This window comes from Amycolatopsis sp. cmx-8-4 (assembly GCF_046548675.1).
Classification (GTDB): domain Bacteria; phylum Actinomycetota; class Actinomycetes; order Mycobacteriales; family Pseudonocardiaceae; genus Amycolatopsis.
In genome coordinates this window covers 362147-378289 of sequence record NZ_JAEBDZ010000003.1, presented here as the reverse complement: position 1 = coordinate 378289, position 16143 = coordinate 362147, and the positions used below count along the sequence as shown (strand labels likewise).

Below are 16143 nucleotides of genomic sequence, written 5' to 3'. Positions count from 1 at the left end.
TCCTCTATCGGTGCCTTGCTCAGGCTAGAGCTTGGGGTTGAGTACCGGCACGGTGAAGACCCGGCCGGCACGCCGCCTGGGGAGGGCAGGACGTGCCGGCCGGGAGCCGGTCAGGGCCACGGGTCTTGAGCCATACCGCCACGGAGCCACTTGGCCGTCTTCGCGTAGAACTTCACGGAGGCTTCGTTGGTGAGGAAGGCCGTGCCGCGGTGGTGCGGTATGGCGACCGCGAAAGCGCCAAGGTGGTCCTCGTACAGGGTGAACGGCTCGACCAAACCGGTCGGGCAAAATGACGCCGGAACGACGCTGATCGAAATACGCAGCAGTTTTGACACCGTCGCCACTTCCTCGATCTGCTCGTAGAGCACGCTCGGCGAGCAGGCATCGGGCCGTGTGGCGGCCTCGCCGAGCAGGAACGTGTACATCGGCTTCGACTCGTCCGCCGAGCTGACACGAGCCTCCGCCGGGACAAGGTCACGCGTGGTGGTATCGGGGTTGGGCAGGCCCGACTCCTGGATCGCGCGGGAGTAGCCAGCGGAGCGCAGCGTCTTCGGAAACAACGTCGGAGACCACTCGAAAACCTGTGTTGACAACCGTTCGAACCCGACGCGCAGCATGCCTTCATCGCGCCCGGTCGGATCGAAGTAGTCGGGTTCGTCTACGCGATCCGCGATGTCGATGAGCCGCTTCAGCGTGGTCACGGGGACTCCGATTACGCCGAGGAGGTAAGCCATCGTCGTGGCGTCCACTCGGCGGCCGGTTTCGAGCCCTGACAGCCTGGACGGGCTGATCTGCGTCTTCCTTGCGACCTGGCGAAGGCTGACTCTGCTCTCCTGACGAAGGCTGCGGAGCGCCTGCGCAATGGCGATGATTGCCGGCCGGTTCGATGTACCTCGGGTCACGGTTCGGACCGTTCCGTTCTGTTGTCGATTTGTCTTGTCAGCTCTTCGAGCTGCACCAGCTCCGGCGGGTCGAGCTGGTTCCCGTCCAACTCACCGGCGCGCTGCGCGAGAGCCGCACCGATCTGCACCAGCTGGCTGGCGAGCGTGCGCAACCCGGCTGCGTAGCCGGCGTCATCCGCCTGCATGGACAGCAGCTCGACCGTCACGTTCCCGATCCTGGAGTTCACCTTCGAGAGGCCGGCGAGCAGTTCTCGGTCACGAGCGTGCACGCCGCGCCCCGATCCGCCGGTGCTCGTTCTGGCTCGCGCAGACCGGGCAGCTCCGGCCAGGCTTCGGGATCACCCGACTGCGGCTGATGCTGGGCCTGTCGTGTTCCAGCGGGAACCGGTCGTTGATCAGGCACCAGGGCAGCAGCATCGAGAGCCGGGTGTTGGTCAGCTCGGAGTGCAGGTACAGGTGAGCCCACCCGTCGCCGCCGGTGAACTCGTGCCACTCCCAGAAGTCGCGCGGAGACGTCGTACCGGGCGACGTCCGGAGGTCGTCCAGCGCGGTCACCGGATTCCTCGCTCGATCTCGAACTTTCTGAGCGCGTCGGCGGCCAGCTCCCAGTCGGTATCGGTCATGTCCGCGAGCGTCTTCGGGGACCGGTAGGTACTCAGGTCGATCTCGTTGACCCGCTGGCCGCCGGTGTTGAACAGGGAACCGCAGCACCTGAACGTCGTCCGGTCGTCGTTGGAGTCGCTGCTCATGACGTGCCACCCGGCGGAGCCGTCCGCGCCTCCCGCAGGGAAATCGTCAGCGCGTTGCCCAGCTGATTCCGCAGCTGAGCGGCCCGCTCGGCGCCGAAAAAGATCGGTTGTCCTGGCGGCGTCGAGCTGGTCAGCGCGATCCGGCCGTCGTCCCGCACTTCGATCTCAACGAGGGCGGGAATGCCCTGCGAGTCGACGCCTTCGGTGGCTTGGCGGGAACGTAGTGGGTCACGCATAGTGAGTGACCGTACAAAGATGCAGGTCACAAAGGTTTCCTTCTGGGAAACCTAGGTATGTACGCTGACCTCATGGACTCGATCGGCACGACGATCCGACGCCTCCGCCGCTGGCGCGGCCTGTCCCTGGACCAGCTCGCAGGCCTATCCGGCCTGTCCAAGGGCTACCTGTCCAAGATCGAGAACGAACGCACGGCAATCGACAAGCGCTCGACGCTCGTCGCGATCGCCGGCGCCCTGCGCGTCAGCCTGTCCGACATCACCGGCGACGGCCTGGAGATCCGCGACCCCCAGGCCGACACTGCCATCCCCGCGATCCGCGACGCCCTGCTGAGCACCGACCTCGACGGCACCGAGCCGCCGATCGGCGACCTCGGCCAGCTGCTGTCCGAGACACAACTGCTCGCCGCGCTGCGCCAGGCGAACCAGGACGCCGAAGTCGGCGCCCGGCTCCCTGACCTGCTGCTGGCACTCCACACCCATGTCGCCAGTCCGGAAGCACTCCGGTCGATCGTCACCGCGACGCACACCACAGCACTTCTCACCAAGGGCTTGGGCGCCTTCGAGCTGGCGTGGATCGCGGCGGACCGCGGTCACGAGGCCGCGGTGCGGCTCGGCGAGCCGGGCTGGATCGCGCTCGCCGAGTTCGCGCGCACGCAGGCTCTCTCCGGTCTCGGCGCGCACAAACGAGCCGGCAAACTCGCCGAACGTGCGCTGGACTACGTGCCGGCCGACGCCTACGACGTGCGCGGCGCGCTCACCCTGACCTCGGGCTACACCGAGTCGGTGCTGGGCGGGGACGCTGCCGCAGCGCTCGACGAAGCGGCCGGCCTGGCCGAGCACGTCGAGTTCGGCAACCGGAACTTTCTGCTGTTCAGCCCGGCCAACGTGGTGCTCTGGCGCATCTCCTCAGCACTCGAACGAGGCGACCACACCGAGGCAGCGCAGCTCGCCGCGACCGTCGCCCCGGCCGAGCTGACGATCGACTCGCGCCGCACGACGTTCCTGATCGAGCACGCCCGCGCGCTCTACGGCATCCGCCGGCCCGACGAAGAGGTGCTGGCACTCCTGGTACAGGCCGAGAAACTGGGGCACATCCGGACCCGGACGAACCTCTTCGTTCGGGAGATCATCTCCACGATGCTGGCCCGCGCCCGACGCGAAGGCGTGGCCCGCGAGGTCCGCGGTATGGCCGACCGGATGGGATTGATCAAAGCCTCCTAATGCGGCCGCGGGCCGGCCCTCTGCCAACCAGAACTTTCCAAACGGCTGTGGTGCGACACGCCGAAGGCGCGCGACACGCCGACAGCTACTTACACCCAAGTAGCGAACGTGCTCGCGAAATCGACAAATAGTCTCCGCAGGTCAGGGTGCTTTGTCCTCATTGCATCCCCAGGTTGGAGGACTTGGCGGTAGAGGTGTGCAGGGGCTGTCCCCAGGTTTATCCACAGATGGGTCCCCACCCTGAATTGCTTTCGGCCTTCCGGGGGAGTCAACATGTCGTCCAGCCGCGTACGGGGTCACGAGCACCAGCGGTCAACACCAGTCCCGACATCATCCGGTTGCGCCGGGACATCCACCGCCTCGACATGAGGCAAGCCGTCCAGGAGACGACAATCGTGTCAAACGATGCGAACGACAGAAAGAGACGGAAGCGTCAGGCCAGGGCCGTAACCCCTGGCCGACGCCGTTCCGTCGAGCTACACACGCAGTACGTGAAGCTGTTGATCCTGATCATTACCGCGATCATCAACATGCTGCACTGATCCGTAGCTGCCGGGCGGAGCGCCAAAGCTTCGCCCGGCACTTCGGCTGTCAGGATCGTCCGAAGGTGCCAAACGAGCAACCTCGGTGACCGGATCGTGTCCGGCACGGACCGACTCCACTCATACCCGGCCAACTTCCAGAAAGGGCAGAAGACCGGCCGTCGAGATACGGTCGGCCTGTTGGTCGTCCTCTTCGACCGATCTGCTCCAGCTGGAGCGCGCCGATCACCAGGTTCGGTTCGGTCGCAGTTGCAAGTTGAGTGTCGCGATGAAGGTTCAAGGTTCCTTGGTTACCGTGGCCCCTATGAGTGATTGGTCTGTGGCAAGCCCGCGTGCCATACACGGGTTATTGGGCGACGGCTTACTCGAAGGTCAGCACGAGGTATCCACCGACCTGCGGCCCGAACGGTTGGCGCGTCCTGTGCAAATCGAAGACTTTGCCGCCGTGCTCACGGAGATCGCCCGTCTCTGCCAGGTCTGGGGTGGCGCAGGCCAGCCGCTTTTACCAGTTCGCGACGGAGTCGTCTCAACACCGTATGGCCGCCTGCTCGACACTGAGCAGGTCGACGGAGTGGGGGGACTGCAGGATGTCCAGGTTGAACTGCCGTTTCGAGTCGCGCAGAGTCGTCCTTGGGACTTTCCGGCGTTGATGATCGCAGCGCACGAGCCGCGAGACCGTTGGCGGCCGATTGAAGTGTGCAGCCTCGATTCTGATGACCCGTGGAGACCGATCTATGGCGCGGTCCTGGGGACACTGCCGACGACGCCAAGCGCTGAGTTGAGCAAGCTTCATCATCTTCGTGAAGACTTGCAGTTTGACGAAATTGTGCCGGTACGGCATGTCGCCGTTCGTGGCTCACTTGACGATCTAATTTCCCGGATAACGAATGGCGACGTCATCACGCCACGACGTTTTGCGAATATGTTCCTTGCTTACGGCCTTGAACCCGATACGTCGTTTCTCGGTGAGGGTCAATCTCCCCTTCCGCGACCCTATGTCACTCGGCGCGCGGCTGGCCCTAATATCATCGTCGCTTTGACCGAAGGTTCGGTTGACGATCTTGCGCTCCTGTGGAACCTGCGGGCCGCGCATGGTGACCGCCGCGTATTGCCGATCGGGCTGCCTGCTGACCAGATCACTCCTGACGCACTCCGAGTACTGCAGGAGCCTGGTAGAGCGACCATGTTCGGCTTTGGTGGCGGAAAGTGTCATTTGGTCAGCTGTTCCGTCCCCGTCGATACTCTTGTCCGACTGGTAGCGGCCTCCCCGGGTGCCCTTGCCGTTCCGTATGAGGACGTCCTCACTTATGGCCCTGCGCCTGGGCGTCCTCGGAGCCACGTCAGCACGTGGCAAGGAGGGCGCACTCGGCTCGATCCGATCTCTGACGCAGACCGCGAGGTCTTGCGCAACGCGCAAGAGGGGGTGCGCTCCGCATCTTTGATTCTCGATGTAAAAGTCACCGATTCCCCGCTTCCGCGAGACCCGACTATGCGTGGAACGGAGTTCTGGGCACGTTTTCAGGCTGGTGCCGCTCAGGTTTCGGTGCCTTGGCTGAGCCAACGGGAGACCGTCGAAGTCGCTTGGCCGTCGTCGTGGACCTGTCTCGCAGCGGTTGCGCAAACTCGTGGGCTCGACGTAAGAGAATCCCAGGCGGGGATTGCGGCTGCAACCTTGATCCGAGGGCTGGGGGAGATCGGATTTATCCGATGGCTCGCACATCATGGCCTTATTGAATTGCTCTACAGGATGGCAGAGCTTAGCGGTATGGCCTGGTGGAAGCGACGCTGGAAAGAGACTGTTAGGGAACTCCGCGCGAGTGGGGCCGATCCCGTTGCACTCGAAAGGGCCGCCGAGCTTTTAGGCCGGGATGATCCGGTCGTTGCGCCTCCCGGTGAAGGCAGAGCCGTTTCGTTTGAAGAGTTCGTTTCCGCATGTGGTGGCGAGCCGGCCGCTCAACGCTGGGTGTCTTGGGCGGAGAGGCGGCATTTGCTTGTTCGCGGCGCGGATATTCGATGCCCCGCGTGCGGTGCCTCCGCCTGGCTCCCGATGGCTGCCGTCCCACCTCCGATCGCCTGCGTCGGTTGTGGGCGAGAGATCTTGCAGCCGTACGGTCCGCGTGACCTCCGGTTCACTTACCGTGTCGGCGAGCCGCTGCGCCGGGTACTCGAAACAGACAGCCTTGGACATGTCTTGGCGCTCCGCTGGCTCGTCGAACTATTTCAGGACCGAGGACTCGTGGGTGCCCATCCCGGTGTCGAGTTTGTCGACCCTGGTACCGGCCAGGTCGTCGGCGAAGCTGACGTCATCCTGCTGTTCACGGATGGAACACTCGTCCCTGTGGAGGTCAAGCGACGGAGGGCAGGAGTTGACCAGAAGGCCCAGAACTCCATGAATAAGGTCGCTGACGTGCTAGAAGCACCCTGGGATGTTCTGGTTGTGACTGAGCCGGCCCGGAAGTGCGAGGCTATTCGGGTGGCAGAGCGAAGACTGCCCGACCGGCCCCGGCTGCTGCTCACCACCGACCAACTGTTCGAGGACCAGGTCTACTCGACCTTAGGTGTCGACCCGTTCGCCTGGGATCCACTCACTCAGGAGCAGGATGATGCTCGTGATGCCGCTTTCGCCGACCAGCTTCGAGAACGCGACCCGGATCAGACGTGGGACTACGTCAGTGAAGGCCTGCTCGATCGAACTGCGGGTGCATTCCGTTTTGGGCCCGTAGCCGAAGAGCGGGCAGCGCCCGACGACGACGCCGAGCCGAGCTGACCTAGTGCGACGATTTAGAACAGCCCGTCCTGTGCGATGGCTTGGTGCGCTCAGTTGTGCAATACGCGAAACTTGCTGGTCAGGCTGGATATCTGGCCTGACAAACCGCCTGACAATGGTCCTGCATTGCCCCGCACCGCGGTGGACATCCACGGACGTTGAGTCGCGGGGTCGGGGGACCTTCGCCTTGATCACAGACGGGTGATCTTGGCCTGATAACGAAGAGGTCCCAGGTTCAAGTCCTGGTAGGCCCACCCGATTGGCCCGGTTGTGCGTAGAGAAAGCCTACGCACAACCGGGTTTTTTTGCCCTGGGGGCCGAGCCCCCAGACCCCCACGGTGCGTCTCGTTCCTGACCCAGCGTGGGTTGCGTCTCAGGCTTCCAGAGCAACCTGGCTGGCCGCCCAGGACGCCAATAGGGCCAGACCGTCCGCGGTCGCCGTGCCGGCGGGCGCGGTGTAGACGGTCAGGTGCAGGCCGGGTTCGGCGGGCAGCTCCATCGACTCGACGTCCAGGTCGAGCTGGCCCACTACCGGATGGTGCAGACGCTTGCGTCCGGATCGGTGGAGCCGAACGTCCTGAGAAGCCCACCGCTGCCGAAATAGTTCACTGCGTGTCGACAACTCACCGACCAGAGCGATCAGCTTCTCGTCGTGCGGATTGCGGCCGGCTTCCATGCGTAGCTTCGCGGCCGCGTCGCCGGCGATTCGGTCGTAGTCGACGAAGAACTTTCTTGCCGATTCGGGATCCAGGTACAAGAACCGCGCGGTGTTCGCCGGCCGTCGCGTGTCGGCCAGCACCGGTGAATACAGCGCGCGGGCAAGGTGATTCACGGCCAGCACGTCATAACGGCCGTTGCAAATCCACGCCGGCGCATCGGTGATGGCGTCGAGCACCTGCTGAAGCGCCGGACGCACCGTCACGACGGGTCGCCGGCGGCGTGGACCGCTGGGCGCCCTGGACTGCCGCGCGAGGTGGACCAGGTGATCGCGCTCGGCCTCGTCGAGCTGCAAGGCAGTGGCCAACGCGTCGAGCACCCCGTCGGAGGCGCCGGCGAGGCCGCCGCGCTCCATGCGCACGTAGTAGTCGACCGATACCCCGGCCAGCAGAGCTACCTCTTCGCGACGCAGACCTTTGACCCGGCGGTTGCCGCCGTAGGCGGGCAGTCCGGCCCGCTCGGGCGTGATCCGCGAGCGGCGGGAGCTCAGGAATTCCTTGATCTCGGTGCGCAGATCGATCGTGGCCACCTCGTCACGGTAGGCCGTGTCCGCAGGCGGAGGGAGGTTCTGCTGGTACCCGCCTCGCGCCGACGCCTAGGTACCTGTTGCGGTCGTGGCGATGCCGCCGTCGACCGGGATGATGGTGCCCGTGAGGTAGGACGCGGCCCGGCTGGCGAGGAACACGGCGATACCGGCCATGTCGTCGTCGCGGCCGAGCCGGCGCAGAGGGGCCTTCGCCGCGATCGTGTCGCCGATGGCATCGAGCGTGGACGCCATCATCTGCGACGGGAACGGCCCTGGGGCTACCGCGTTCACGGTGACGTGCTGTGGGCCCAGTTCCCTGGCGAGCACTCTGGTGAGTTGGTGAAGTCCCGCTTTGCTGCTGGCGTACGAGTAGTTGGGCGACGCGGCGACGTGGATGGCGGCGATACTGCCGATGTTGACGACCCGCGCGGGATCATCGGCGGTGCCCGCCCTGCGAAGTGCGGGGAGCAGCGCCTGGATCAGCCAGAACGGCGACTTGAGGTTGAGGTCGATCACCGCGTCCCAGGCCTCGTCCGGGAACGTCTCCAGCGGCTCGCGCCACATCGCTCCCGCGTTGTTGACGAGGATGTCCAGGCGTTCCGAGTCGGCCTTGACAAGATCAGCGAGGCGCTGACACTCGTCGTGCCGGGAAAGGTCTGCGGGAATTGCTTGAACGTCGCCGAATTCGGAAAGTAGATGCTGTGCCTCCGCGCACGTATCCGCATTGCGCGAGCTGATGACGACGCGGGCGCCCGCCTGCAGAAGGCCGCGCGCAATCATCATCCCAATGCCCCTGGTGCCGCCCGTGACGAGTGCGTACTTCCCACTCAGATCGAAAAGGTCTGCGTGGGTGGTGAACTGGTTGTCCGCCATTGGTATTCGTTCCTTATGTCGTGGAAACGGAAAGTTGCCGACGCTTCCAGTCAGGTTGACAGGCATCTTGGACTTCTGGGAGATCCTGGTGATACAGGTACTGTGAGAGCCACCCTCGCGAAGCCGAGGTCATTCCGACATTTGGAGAAGCCGGGCATCGGTCCAGTGCCGTACAGCCCGCTCGGCAAAGGCTGCTCGGTGCTGTGGGCGCTCGATGCCAGTGGTCGGCAGCCGGCAGACTGGGCTGTCCGAGCGACCAGGGTCAGCGCCGCGGTGACCCTCCCGGACGGCCGGGTCCTCCTGACGAGCAGGCATGACCTGCCGATCCGGCCCAGAGCACAGGTCAGCCCTGCCGGGAAGAGAAGTACCGGCAGGGCTGAGTTGGTGGTCGACCACCTTGTACAACGACGGCGCTCGGTGCGGTATTTCCGGCCTGGTGTGACGTGGGTTACCAGTGTTTCTGGTGGTTCCACGTGGAACAGGGCGCTGCGGCACCGGTCGATCTCGTGCTGGGCGAGTGCAGTAACATCGCGGGGTAAGGGAAGCAAGCTGAGAAGGGGGCTTCGGTGAAGAAGCTGCTGGCACTCGCGGTTATCGCGGGCGGCGTCCTGTTCGTGGTCAAGCGCAACAAGGCGGCGAAGGCCGAGGCCGACCTCTGGCGCGAGGCGACCGCTCCGGTCCCCTCCAACAACGGAACCACCCCGGCCAAGCCGGCGGGCGCGTCCCACAACTGAGTCTTCGTGCGGGCGGTCCGCCGTCCGCACCCGGGGCTGTAGCTCAATTGGTAGAGCACCGCCTTTGCAAGGCGGGGGTCAGGGGTTCGATTCCCCTCAGCTCCACAACCCCTCAGGGCCAGGTCAGCCGTTGACCTGGCCCTGAGGTCGTTCAGCCGAGGAAGGCGATCACCGCGTCGCGGCCCGCGTGGCCCAGCTCGCGGTTCTGGATCGAGTGGGATGCTCCCGGGACCACCACCAGCTTCCCCCGCGGTGCCTGGCGAGCCTCCTCCTTCGCCCACTCCAGCGGCGTCGACAGGTCGTGGTCGCCGTTCAGCAGCAGGACCGGGACGTTCGGCAGCCTTGACGACGGGTTCGAGCCCGGCCGCTCGGCCGGCCACGGCAGGCAGCTCTGGACGAACCCCTGCTGCGTCGCCACCGCCGTGGTGTACGGCCACGTCGCCTGCGGTGGCAACGCCCGCGCCGTCAGCGAAAGCAGTGGCTGGCGCAGGGAGACCGGGGTCGTCGCCGAGCCCCAGGGGAAGCGCTGGTCGGCGCACAGCGTCGCCGCGTGGAGGCCCGCGCTGAACGATGCCGGGTTGTCGCCGCCCGACCTGTACGCCTCCAGCAGGTCGTTCAGGGGGCCACTCGAACCGCCGCGGGCCTGGTGGAGGGCGCCGATGATGTCGCCCGCCGCCGGGTTTCGGTACGACGGGTCGCTGAACTCGTACGAGACGATCGTGTCGAAGATCTTCACGCCGTCCGCCGTGCTTCGGTGGCGGACCACCCACGCGAGGTCCTCGGCCGGGTCGTAGCCGCACGCCGGGGGCGTCGCGCAGGCCAGCCGCAGGACGCGGGCCTCGGCCTGGAGGCCGGTCAGGTACAGCGAGGCCGACGCCGTCGCGTGGTGCGGGAGCACCGAGTCCAGCACGACCTTGCTGACGTTGCCCGGGTGCGCGATCGCGTACCGCGCGGCCGTGAACGAGCCGTACGAAACGCCGTCGACGACCATTTTCGGCACGTTCAGCGCCTGCCGCAGCTGGTCGAAGTCCGCGACCGTCTGGTCCGTCGAGTAGAGCGGTGCCGTGTCACCGAGGATGCGGGCGCATTCGGTGACGGCGTCCGGCGTCGGCGTCGCGATGTCCGAACTGCCCATCTGCGCCTGCAGGCCCGGGCACAGGAGCGCCCCCGACGGGCCGGTGCCGCGCTGGTCCAGCATGACGAACCGGTAGTCCTTCGCGACCTCCGGCAGCCGCTGGGTGGCGATCCGCGTGATGGTGCCGACGCCGCCCTGGCCGGGGCCGCCGGTGAGGAACAGGAGCACGCCCTTCGGCGCGTCGACGTTGTCCGCGGCCGCGATCGGCAGTTTCAGCGTGCCCGGGACGCGGCCGGTGTGGTCGAGCGGGACGGTCAGGGTCGAGCACGTGAAGCCCGGTTGGCCCGGGCACGGGTGCGAGTCCGTCAGCGTCGGTCGTCCCCCGGGACGCGTGTCGGCCGCGGCCACACCCCCAAGTGCGGCGGTCAGCGCCAGGACCAGCCCGGCGGTCAGCAGTTTCGAACGCATGATCCATCATGGCCCCACCGGCCCCGGCGCCGTAAACCCCCGAACGGACCGTCTCACCGTCTGACGCAGGAAACCTTCGCCAGCGCGGCTTTCCCGGGCCCGACCTCACCCGCCGTGTTCGGCGAGTTGTCCCGCCGGCCGCCGTCGGACTGGGTGACGCACAAGCGGCCGGCCGGCAGCAGCACCGGGCTGGTCGGGAACTCCAGCGGCCCGCCGTTGCGCAGCTTCGTCGTCGCGTCGGCCGGGTTCCGGAAGTACTCGACGACGCGGCCGTCGCGCCGGGCCAGCACGATCGCGTTGCGCTCGTTCGCCGCCGTCCAGACGTTGCCCGCGCGGTCCATCGGGACGCGCCAGAGTGCGCCGCGCGCGGTGTCCGCGACCAGGAGCGTGCCGTCCTCGGTGAACGCCAGGCCGTTCGCGACGATGTGCTGCGAGCCGGCGGTGTCCGCGGCGGTCCGGCCGGTCGGCGTGATCGTCACGGTGCCGGGTGGCAAGCCGCGCACGTCCCGGCCGACGCCACCCGCGATGACGTCGCTGACCAGCGGCTGGACGCGGAACACCTCAGCGGCGACGCCGTCGCTGCCCACCCGCCACACGCGGCCCTGGCCGGTGCCGCCGTCGGAGATCCACAGCGCCCCGGCCCGGTCGAACGCCAGGCCGTTCGCGCCGGGAACGCCGCGGGCGAACACCGTCGCGGCCGGCGGGCTCGCGGCGTCCGGCACGAACGACACGACGGTGTCGGCGTTCGCGACGTACAGCCGCCCGCAGCGGTCGAAGGTCAGCCCGGCCGGGCCGCACGGCGCGGGGATCGTGCCGACGACCGCGGCCGGGCCGCCGGTCGCCGCGACGCGGTAGACCGGGCACGGATCGGCGCCGCGCGCGGGCGTGTAGAGGTTTCCGCGGCCGTCGGTGGTGAGGCCTTCGAGGCCGAGCGGTGACGCGAACACCGTCTCGAAGACGGCGGGACGCTGCGATGAGGGCACTTCACCGGCGGACGCACCGGACAACAGCCCGGCGGACAACGCGGCGGTGGCGGCGGGGACGACGGTTCGGCGCATCAAGGCCTCCGTTTTGTCGGATTTCCTACCTACCCGCGCCGCCCCCGGTGCGTCAAGGCCAGAGGCGTTCGCGGACCCACTCGCCGTCGGCCTTCCGATACCGCAGCCGCACGTGCCGGCGGTCGTGGCTCGCTTGCCAGAACTCGACTTCGTCCGGGTCGACGAGGTAGCGCGTCCAGGTTTCCGGGGCCACGCCGGGGTTTTCTGCCACCCAACGCGCGGCTTCCGCGGCCGCTGTGTCGAGTTCGGCCGGGTCGCTCAGCACCTGCGACTGGTGCCCGATGAACGCCTCGACGCGCGACGCCGGCGGCCGCGCCAGGAAGTCCTCGGCGGACACCTCGGGCGCGGCGGGGGAGACCGGCCCGCGCAGCCGCACCTGCCGGCCGCGGCCGGGCCAGAAGAACGTCAACGCCGCGCGCGGATCCTTGCGCAGCTGCAGGCCTTTCGGGCTTTCCGAGCTGGTGGCGACCGCCCAGCCGCCGGGGCCGACGTCCTTGAGGATCACCACGCGGGCGTCCGGCGCGCCATCGGCGTCCACAGTGGACAGTGTGACGGCGTGCGGCGCCAGCACGTGCTCACCGGCTTCGGTCAGCCACTCCAGGAACAGCTCCCGGGGGTCCGGCGACGCCGTTTCCGGCGTGAACGCCGGGAGCTCTTCGGGGAACGACGGCCATCCGCGCAACGCGACCATGTCAGTAACCGTACGGGGGCTGGTGCTGCGGCGGGTGGTGCGGCTGTTGCTGCTGCCAGCCCGGCGGCGGCAGCTGGCCCGGCTGCGGACCCGGCGGTGCGGGCGGCAGCTGCTGCTGTTGTTGTTGCGCTTGCCACTGCACCTGCTGGTAGACCTCGGCGGGCTGCGGGAAGCAGTACGTCAGCTTCGCGTTGACCGAGCCCTGCACCGCGGCGCCCCAGAACTTCCCGCCGACGAACGCGTACATCTGCCCGGCCGAGACGTCGACGGCGACCATCCGCGTCTCGCCGCCGAACTGGTTGCCCGACTTCGCCGACGCGGCCTGCGCGGCGTCCGGGTAGACGCGCTGGCCGATGAGCCCGGCGATGACGACCGAGGCCGCCGTCCAGCCGACGGTGCCCATGACGTTCGCGCGGGCGTGCTGGGTAGCGCGGCTGGTGAAGTCGTACAGCGCGGCGGCGGTGACCTCCGGGACGGCGCAGGCGACCACGCAGTAGTTCATCGTCGAGAGCATCACCGACTCGGTGAACAGGCCGACCACGGCGACCGCGGGCCCGAACTGCACGGAGTTCAGCCGGCCACCGGAGCGCTGGATGCGCTCGGCCACCGCACCGAGGTACTGCTCGGAGGTGAGCACGCGGGGAGACCTCCCTCGCCGAAGACGGACACGGCCGGACACCGCCCGGTCATGCTCCCATGCCGGGCGGTGCCGACGCCGTCAGGCCGGCCGCGTCAAGCTGCGGTTTCCAGCTGGGCGGGGGCCCGGCGGAACGCGCCCGCGACCGACCAGAGGCCGCGGTCGGCGAACGCGATGACCAGGAAGCCCCAGCAGAACAGCACGGCCGCTTCGCCGCCGTTCTCGACCGGCAGCAGCGAGGCCCACCACGTCGGCCAGGACCCGAATTCCGCCGCTTTGGCCCCGAACAGGCCGAAAAGCCGTGAAGCGCCGTGGCACAGGAACAGAAAACCGAACACAATGCGGAAGAGCGCCATCACGTGGTCTCGACCCTTGTCGAACAGCTTCATTCGTCGTCTCTCGGGCTGGCTGTTGGAAAGAAACGTGACAGCCAGGTTAGGAGACCCTAAGCTTCCAGGGAACACAATGTGTGATTGGTCCGATACTGAGCGGTACTTGAACTTTCGACCGCACTCACTCGTGTGACTGGACATGATTGACTGAGCGCGCTATGCGACGACTCGTACTTCTCGCGCCCGCCGTGGCTCTCCTCGCCGGCTGCAGCGCCACCATCGTGTCCGGGACCGCGACTCCCAGTCAGCCGTCCAAGTCCGCCGGTGCGGCGGCGGGCACCGAACTGCCACCGGATCCCCAGCCGGGGGCGACCGAGGACTGCCCGTACCTCGACAGCCAGTTCGTGGCCGACGCGAACGGGCAGCACGTTTCGAAGGTACGCGTGTCCGCCGACCAGCCCCATCCGGCGTGCTTCTTCTACCGCCCGGACGGCAAGATCCAGCTGACCGTCCAGGTGTACGTCGGGGCGGCGAGCGTCGCAACGGCGCTGGTCAACAAGGCGGCGCCGGTCGAGACGTCCAACCCGGCCAACGACCCGACGGGGTGGAAGGGCGGCTACCAGTCGACCGACGACGGCGCCGTCTACGCGGTCTCGAAAGGGGCCGCGGCCATCGTCGCGACGACCAACCAGAAGCAGAGCGTGAAGGCACGCTCCGTGGTGAGAAAGGCCATCACGGCCCTGAAGCTCTAGGTAGTCGTAGCCACACGGGTGAGTGAAGTTGATCTTGTATTACCCTGTGCGTCACGCGCAGGCTTCGTGGACTCGCGCACCGCAGCCGCCGGGGAATCCCCACCCCGGGGCGGGGCACCAACTCTGCAACGACAAAGGACTAGATTCGTGGCTGACACCCTCAAGGACATCCTGCTCGACTCCAGCCGTCGCCCGGCTGTCGTGAGCGACTTCGAAGGCCTCGTGGACGCTGAGGTCTCGGACAAGGGCGGCGTTTCGGGTGCCGTCGTCAAGACCGGCTTCGCCGCGGTCAAGAAGATCAAGCCGGGCATCATCCCCTCGGCCGTCGACACGCTGCTGCCCGACTTCGTGGGCGCGCTCGAGCCGTTCTACGGCGACTTCCGCGCCAAGGGCGGCAGCGACTTCGGTGCCTACCTGACCAGCCGCTCGGACGAGGCGTCCGACGCGCTGCTGAGCGTCACCGACTCGCGCGCGGAGCGCAGCAGCCGCGACAGCATCAAGAAGGTCTACGGCAAGCTCCGCCCGAACGGCAAGAAGAACGTCGAAGAGGCGCTGCCCCGTCTCGGCCAGCTGGTCGACAAGCACGCCGCCGCGGTCTGAGCGGCACCTGAGCACGACTGAAGAGGCCCCCGGTGCACCCCCGGGGGCCTCTTCGCGTCGTCTTCAGTTCTTCTTTTCGGCGGGCGACGAGGACGGCGCCTTGCCGTTCGCCTGCGGAGCCGGCTTGGGAGCCGGAGCCGCGGCGGGCTTCACTGCTTCAGCCGGCTTCGGCGGAGCAGGCGGGGTGGCCTTCGGCGGCGCCGGGGCGACCGGCGGCTCCTGCTTCGAGCGCAGCACGTAGGCGGCACCGGCGCCGACCACGACCAGCCCGAGCAGCCACGGCCAGCGACGACGGCTGCGGGTGCCCTTGGCAGCAGCCTTCGCCTCGACGACGGCAGCGGCGAAGTCCTTCTTCGCGGACTTGAAGTCCTTCTTGCCGCGACGCTTCGAGTCACCGGCCGCCTTCGCGGCCTTGATGGCGGCCTTCTTCGCCTTGCGACCAGGCTTGCGCAGCTCGGAGAGCCGGGCGAGGGCCTCCTTGCGGGCGGCCTTCGAGCTCTTCTTGAGCTCCTTGCGGGTCAGTTCCGTCTTCTTCGCGAGCTGTTTCTGCACGCGGCGGCCGGTCTTGGCTCCTTCGGAGACAAGCTTGTCGGCGGCATCGACGGCCTGGGCTGTCGCCCGGGACATGGCCTTCACCTCATCAATCGTTTTGACACTGCTCTGTTGCCCGTAACCTATCGTGCCCCTTTTCCCCGCGCGCCGCCGCAGATGGCACGATGAAGCGCGTGAAAGCGACGCTGCACACCAACCAGGGTGACATCAACCTGATCCTGCTCCCCGACCACGCGCCCAAGACGGTCGCGAACTTCGTCGGTCTCGCGGAGGGCACCAAGGAGTACACCCAGCCGAACGCGGCGGGCACGAACTCCGGCCCGTTCTACGACGGCTCGATCTTCCACCGCGTCATCGACGGCTTCATGCTGCAGGGCGGCGACCCGACCGGGACCGGCCGCGGCGGCCCGGGCTACAAGTTCGGCGACGAGTTCCACCCGGAGCTGCAGTTCAGCAAGCCGTACCTGCTGGCCATGGCGAACGCCGGGCCCGGCACCAACGGCTCGCAGTTCTTCATCACCGTGGCGCCGACCAGCCACCTGAACTTCAAGCACACGATCTTCGGCGAGGTGGCCGACCAGGAGTCGCGCAACGTCGTCGACGCGATCGGCCGTGCCTCGACCGGGCCGGCGGACCGTCCGCTGTCCGACGTCGTCATCGAGAAGGTCACGATCGACCACGAGGGCTGAGCGTCCGGGAGTTTCGGTA

19 protein-coding genes, 1 tRNA gene and 1 pseudogene are annotated in these 16143 nt (G+C 67.3%); 7 read left to right on the top strand and 14 right to left on the bottom strand.

Annotated features, from left to right (window positions below; genetic code table 11):
• Positions 1–110 precede the first annotated feature (110 nt).
• The 6 genes and pseudogenes from ACLJQZ_RS07915 to ACLJQZ_RS07890 form a co-directional block, all read right to left on the bottom strand.
• Positions 111–701 carry a Scr1 family TA system antitoxin-like transcriptional regulator gene (locus ACLJQZ_RS07915; protein WP_410619562.1) on the bottom strand — a complete coding sequence of 197 codons (591 nt, stop codon included), beginning with the start codon at positions 699–701 and terminating at the stop codon, positions 111–113.
• Positions 702–902, bottom strand: a pseudogene (locus tag ACLJQZ_RS07910) (helix-turn-helix domain-containing protein); the annotation flags it as partial.
• A complete protein-coding gene (locus ACLJQZ_RS07905; protein ID WP_410619399.1) occupies positions 899–1108 on the bottom strand; it encodes a hypothetical protein in 210 nt (69 codons plus the stop codon). The pseudogene ACLJQZ_RS07910 and the gene ACLJQZ_RS07905, both read right to left, overlap by 4 nt.
• A 49-nt stretch (positions 1109–1157) precedes the next feature.
• A complete protein-coding gene (locus ACLJQZ_RS07900; RefSeq protein ID WP_410619398.1) occupies positions 1158–1457 on the bottom strand; it encodes a hypothetical protein in 300 nt (99 codons plus the stop codon).
• Positions 1454–1651: a hypothetical protein gene (locus ACLJQZ_RS07895; protein WP_410619397.1), complete on the bottom strand. Its 198-nt coding sequence runs from the start codon at positions 1649–1651 to the stop codon at positions 1454–1456. Before ACLJQZ_RS07895 ends, ACLJQZ_RS07900 begins: the two co-directional genes overlap by 4 nt.
• Positions 1648–1887, bottom strand: coding sequence for a hypothetical protein (locus ACLJQZ_RS07890; protein ID WP_410619396.1), 240 nt, complete (start codon positions 1885–1887; stop codon positions 1648–1650). The genes ACLJQZ_RS07895 and ACLJQZ_RS07890 overlap by 4 nt, the downstream gene beginning before the upstream one ends.
• Before the next feature lie 72 nt (positions 1888–1959).
• Here ACLJQZ_RS07890 and ACLJQZ_RS07885 point away from each other — a divergent pair, with 72 nt between their 5' ends.
• Entirely contained in the window at positions 1960–3111 is a 1152-nt protein-coding gene (locus tag ACLJQZ_RS07885) for a helix-turn-helix domain-containing protein (protein ID WP_410619395.1), read from the top strand.
• An 846-nt stretch (positions 3112–3957) separates the two neighbouring features.
• Complete coding sequence (locus ACLJQZ_RS07880; protein ID WP_410619394.1) at positions 3958–6420, top strand: hypothetical protein; 2463 nt, start codon at positions 3958–3960, stop codon at positions 6418–6420.
• Between the two features lie 373 nt (positions 6421–6793).
• Here the strand turns inward: ACLJQZ_RS07880 and ACLJQZ_RS07875 are convergent, their stop codons facing one another.
• Positions 6794–7666 carry a helix-turn-helix transcriptional regulator gene (locus ACLJQZ_RS07875; RefSeq protein ID WP_410619393.1) on the bottom strand — a complete coding sequence of 291 codons (873 nt, stop codon included), beginning with the start codon at positions 7664–7666 and terminating at the stop codon, positions 6794–6796.
• Between the two features lie 66 nt (positions 7667–7732).
• Positions 7733–8536, bottom strand: coding sequence for an SDR family oxidoreductase (locus ACLJQZ_RS07870; RefSeq protein ID WP_410619392.1), 804 nt, complete (start codon positions 8534–8536; stop codon positions 7733–7735).
• Between the two features lie 566 nt (positions 8537–9102).
• On the opposite strand from ACLJQZ_RS07870, the gene ACLJQZ_RS07865 reads away from it, so the two are divergent.
• Positions 9103–9270, top strand: coding sequence for a DLW-39 family protein (locus tag ACLJQZ_RS07865; protein ID WP_086679331.1), 168 nt, complete (start codon positions 9103–9105; stop codon positions 9268–9270).
• A gap of 32 nt (positions 9271–9302) precedes the next feature.
• Positions 9303–9375: transfer RNA gene (locus ACLJQZ_RS07860), tRNA-Ala, on the top strand.
• Between the two features lie 46 nt (positions 9376–9421).
• Here ACLJQZ_RS07860 and ACLJQZ_RS07855 read toward each other — a convergent pair.
• The 5 genes from ACLJQZ_RS07855 to ACLJQZ_RS07835 all read right to left on the bottom strand — a co-directional run bounded on the left by ACLJQZ_RS07855 (position 9422) and on the right by ACLJQZ_RS07835 (position 13588).
• Positions 9422–10813 (bottom strand): alpha/beta fold hydrolase, encoded by a 1392-nt coding sequence (locus ACLJQZ_RS07855; protein WP_410619391.1) that lies wholly within the window; start codon positions 10811–10813, stop codon positions 9422–9424.
• Between the two features lie 53 nt (positions 10814–10866).
• The gene (locus ACLJQZ_RS07850; protein ID WP_410619390.1) at positions 10867–11871 is read right to left on the bottom strand and encodes an SMP-30/gluconolactonase/LRE family protein; all 1005 of its coding nucleotides are present in this window, start codon (positions 11869–11871) and stop codon (positions 10867–10869) included.
• A 52-nt stretch (positions 11872–11923) separates the two neighbouring features.
• Complete coding sequence (locus ACLJQZ_RS07845; RefSeq protein ID WP_410619389.1) at positions 11924–12562, bottom strand: pyridoxal 5'-phosphate synthase; 639 nt, start codon at positions 12560–12562, stop codon at positions 11924–11926.
• A 1-nt stretch (position 12563) separates the two neighbouring features.
• The gene (locus tag ACLJQZ_RS07840) at positions 12564–13199 is read right to left on the bottom strand and encodes a hypothetical protein (RefSeq protein ID WP_410619388.1); all 636 of its coding nucleotides are present in this window, start codon (positions 13197–13199) and stop codon (positions 12564–12566) included.
• 95 nt (positions 13200–13294) lie between these two features.
• Positions 13295–13588 (bottom strand): hypothetical protein, encoded by a 294-nt coding sequence (locus ACLJQZ_RS07835; protein WP_410619387.1) that lies wholly within the window; start codon positions 13586–13588, stop codon positions 13295–13297.
• 161 nt (positions 13589–13749) lie between these two features.
• Between ACLJQZ_RS07835 and ACLJQZ_RS07830 the strand changes: the two genes are divergently transcribed.
• Together ACLJQZ_RS07830 and ACLJQZ_RS07825 are read left to right on the top strand one after the other, a co-directional pair.
• Complete coding sequence (locus tag ACLJQZ_RS07830) at positions 13750–14283, top strand: DUF2020 domain-containing protein (RefSeq protein WP_410619386.1); 534 nt, start codon at positions 13750–13752, stop codon at positions 14281–14283.
• 147 nt (positions 14284–14430) lie between these two features.
• On the top strand, positions 14431–14883 hold the full coding sequence (locus ACLJQZ_RS07825) for a DUF6918 family protein (RefSeq protein WP_247059677.1): 453 nt from the start codon (positions 14431–14433) through the stop codon (positions 14881–14883).
• 63 nt (positions 14884–14946) lie between these two features.
• Here ACLJQZ_RS07825 and ACLJQZ_RS07820 read toward each other — a convergent pair whose 3' ends face one another.
• Complete coding sequence (locus ACLJQZ_RS07820; protein ID WP_410619385.1) at positions 14947–15510, bottom strand: hypothetical protein; 564 nt, start codon at positions 15508–15510, stop codon at positions 14947–14949.
• 89 nt (positions 15511–15599) lie between these two features.
• Between ACLJQZ_RS07820 and ACLJQZ_RS07815 the strand changes: the two genes are divergently transcribed.
• Positions 15600–16124: a peptidylprolyl isomerase gene (locus tag ACLJQZ_RS07815; RefSeq protein ID WP_410619384.1), complete on the top strand. Its 525-nt coding sequence runs from the start codon at positions 15600–15602 to the stop codon at positions 16122–16124.
• Positions 16125–16143: the final 19 nt, after the last annotated feature.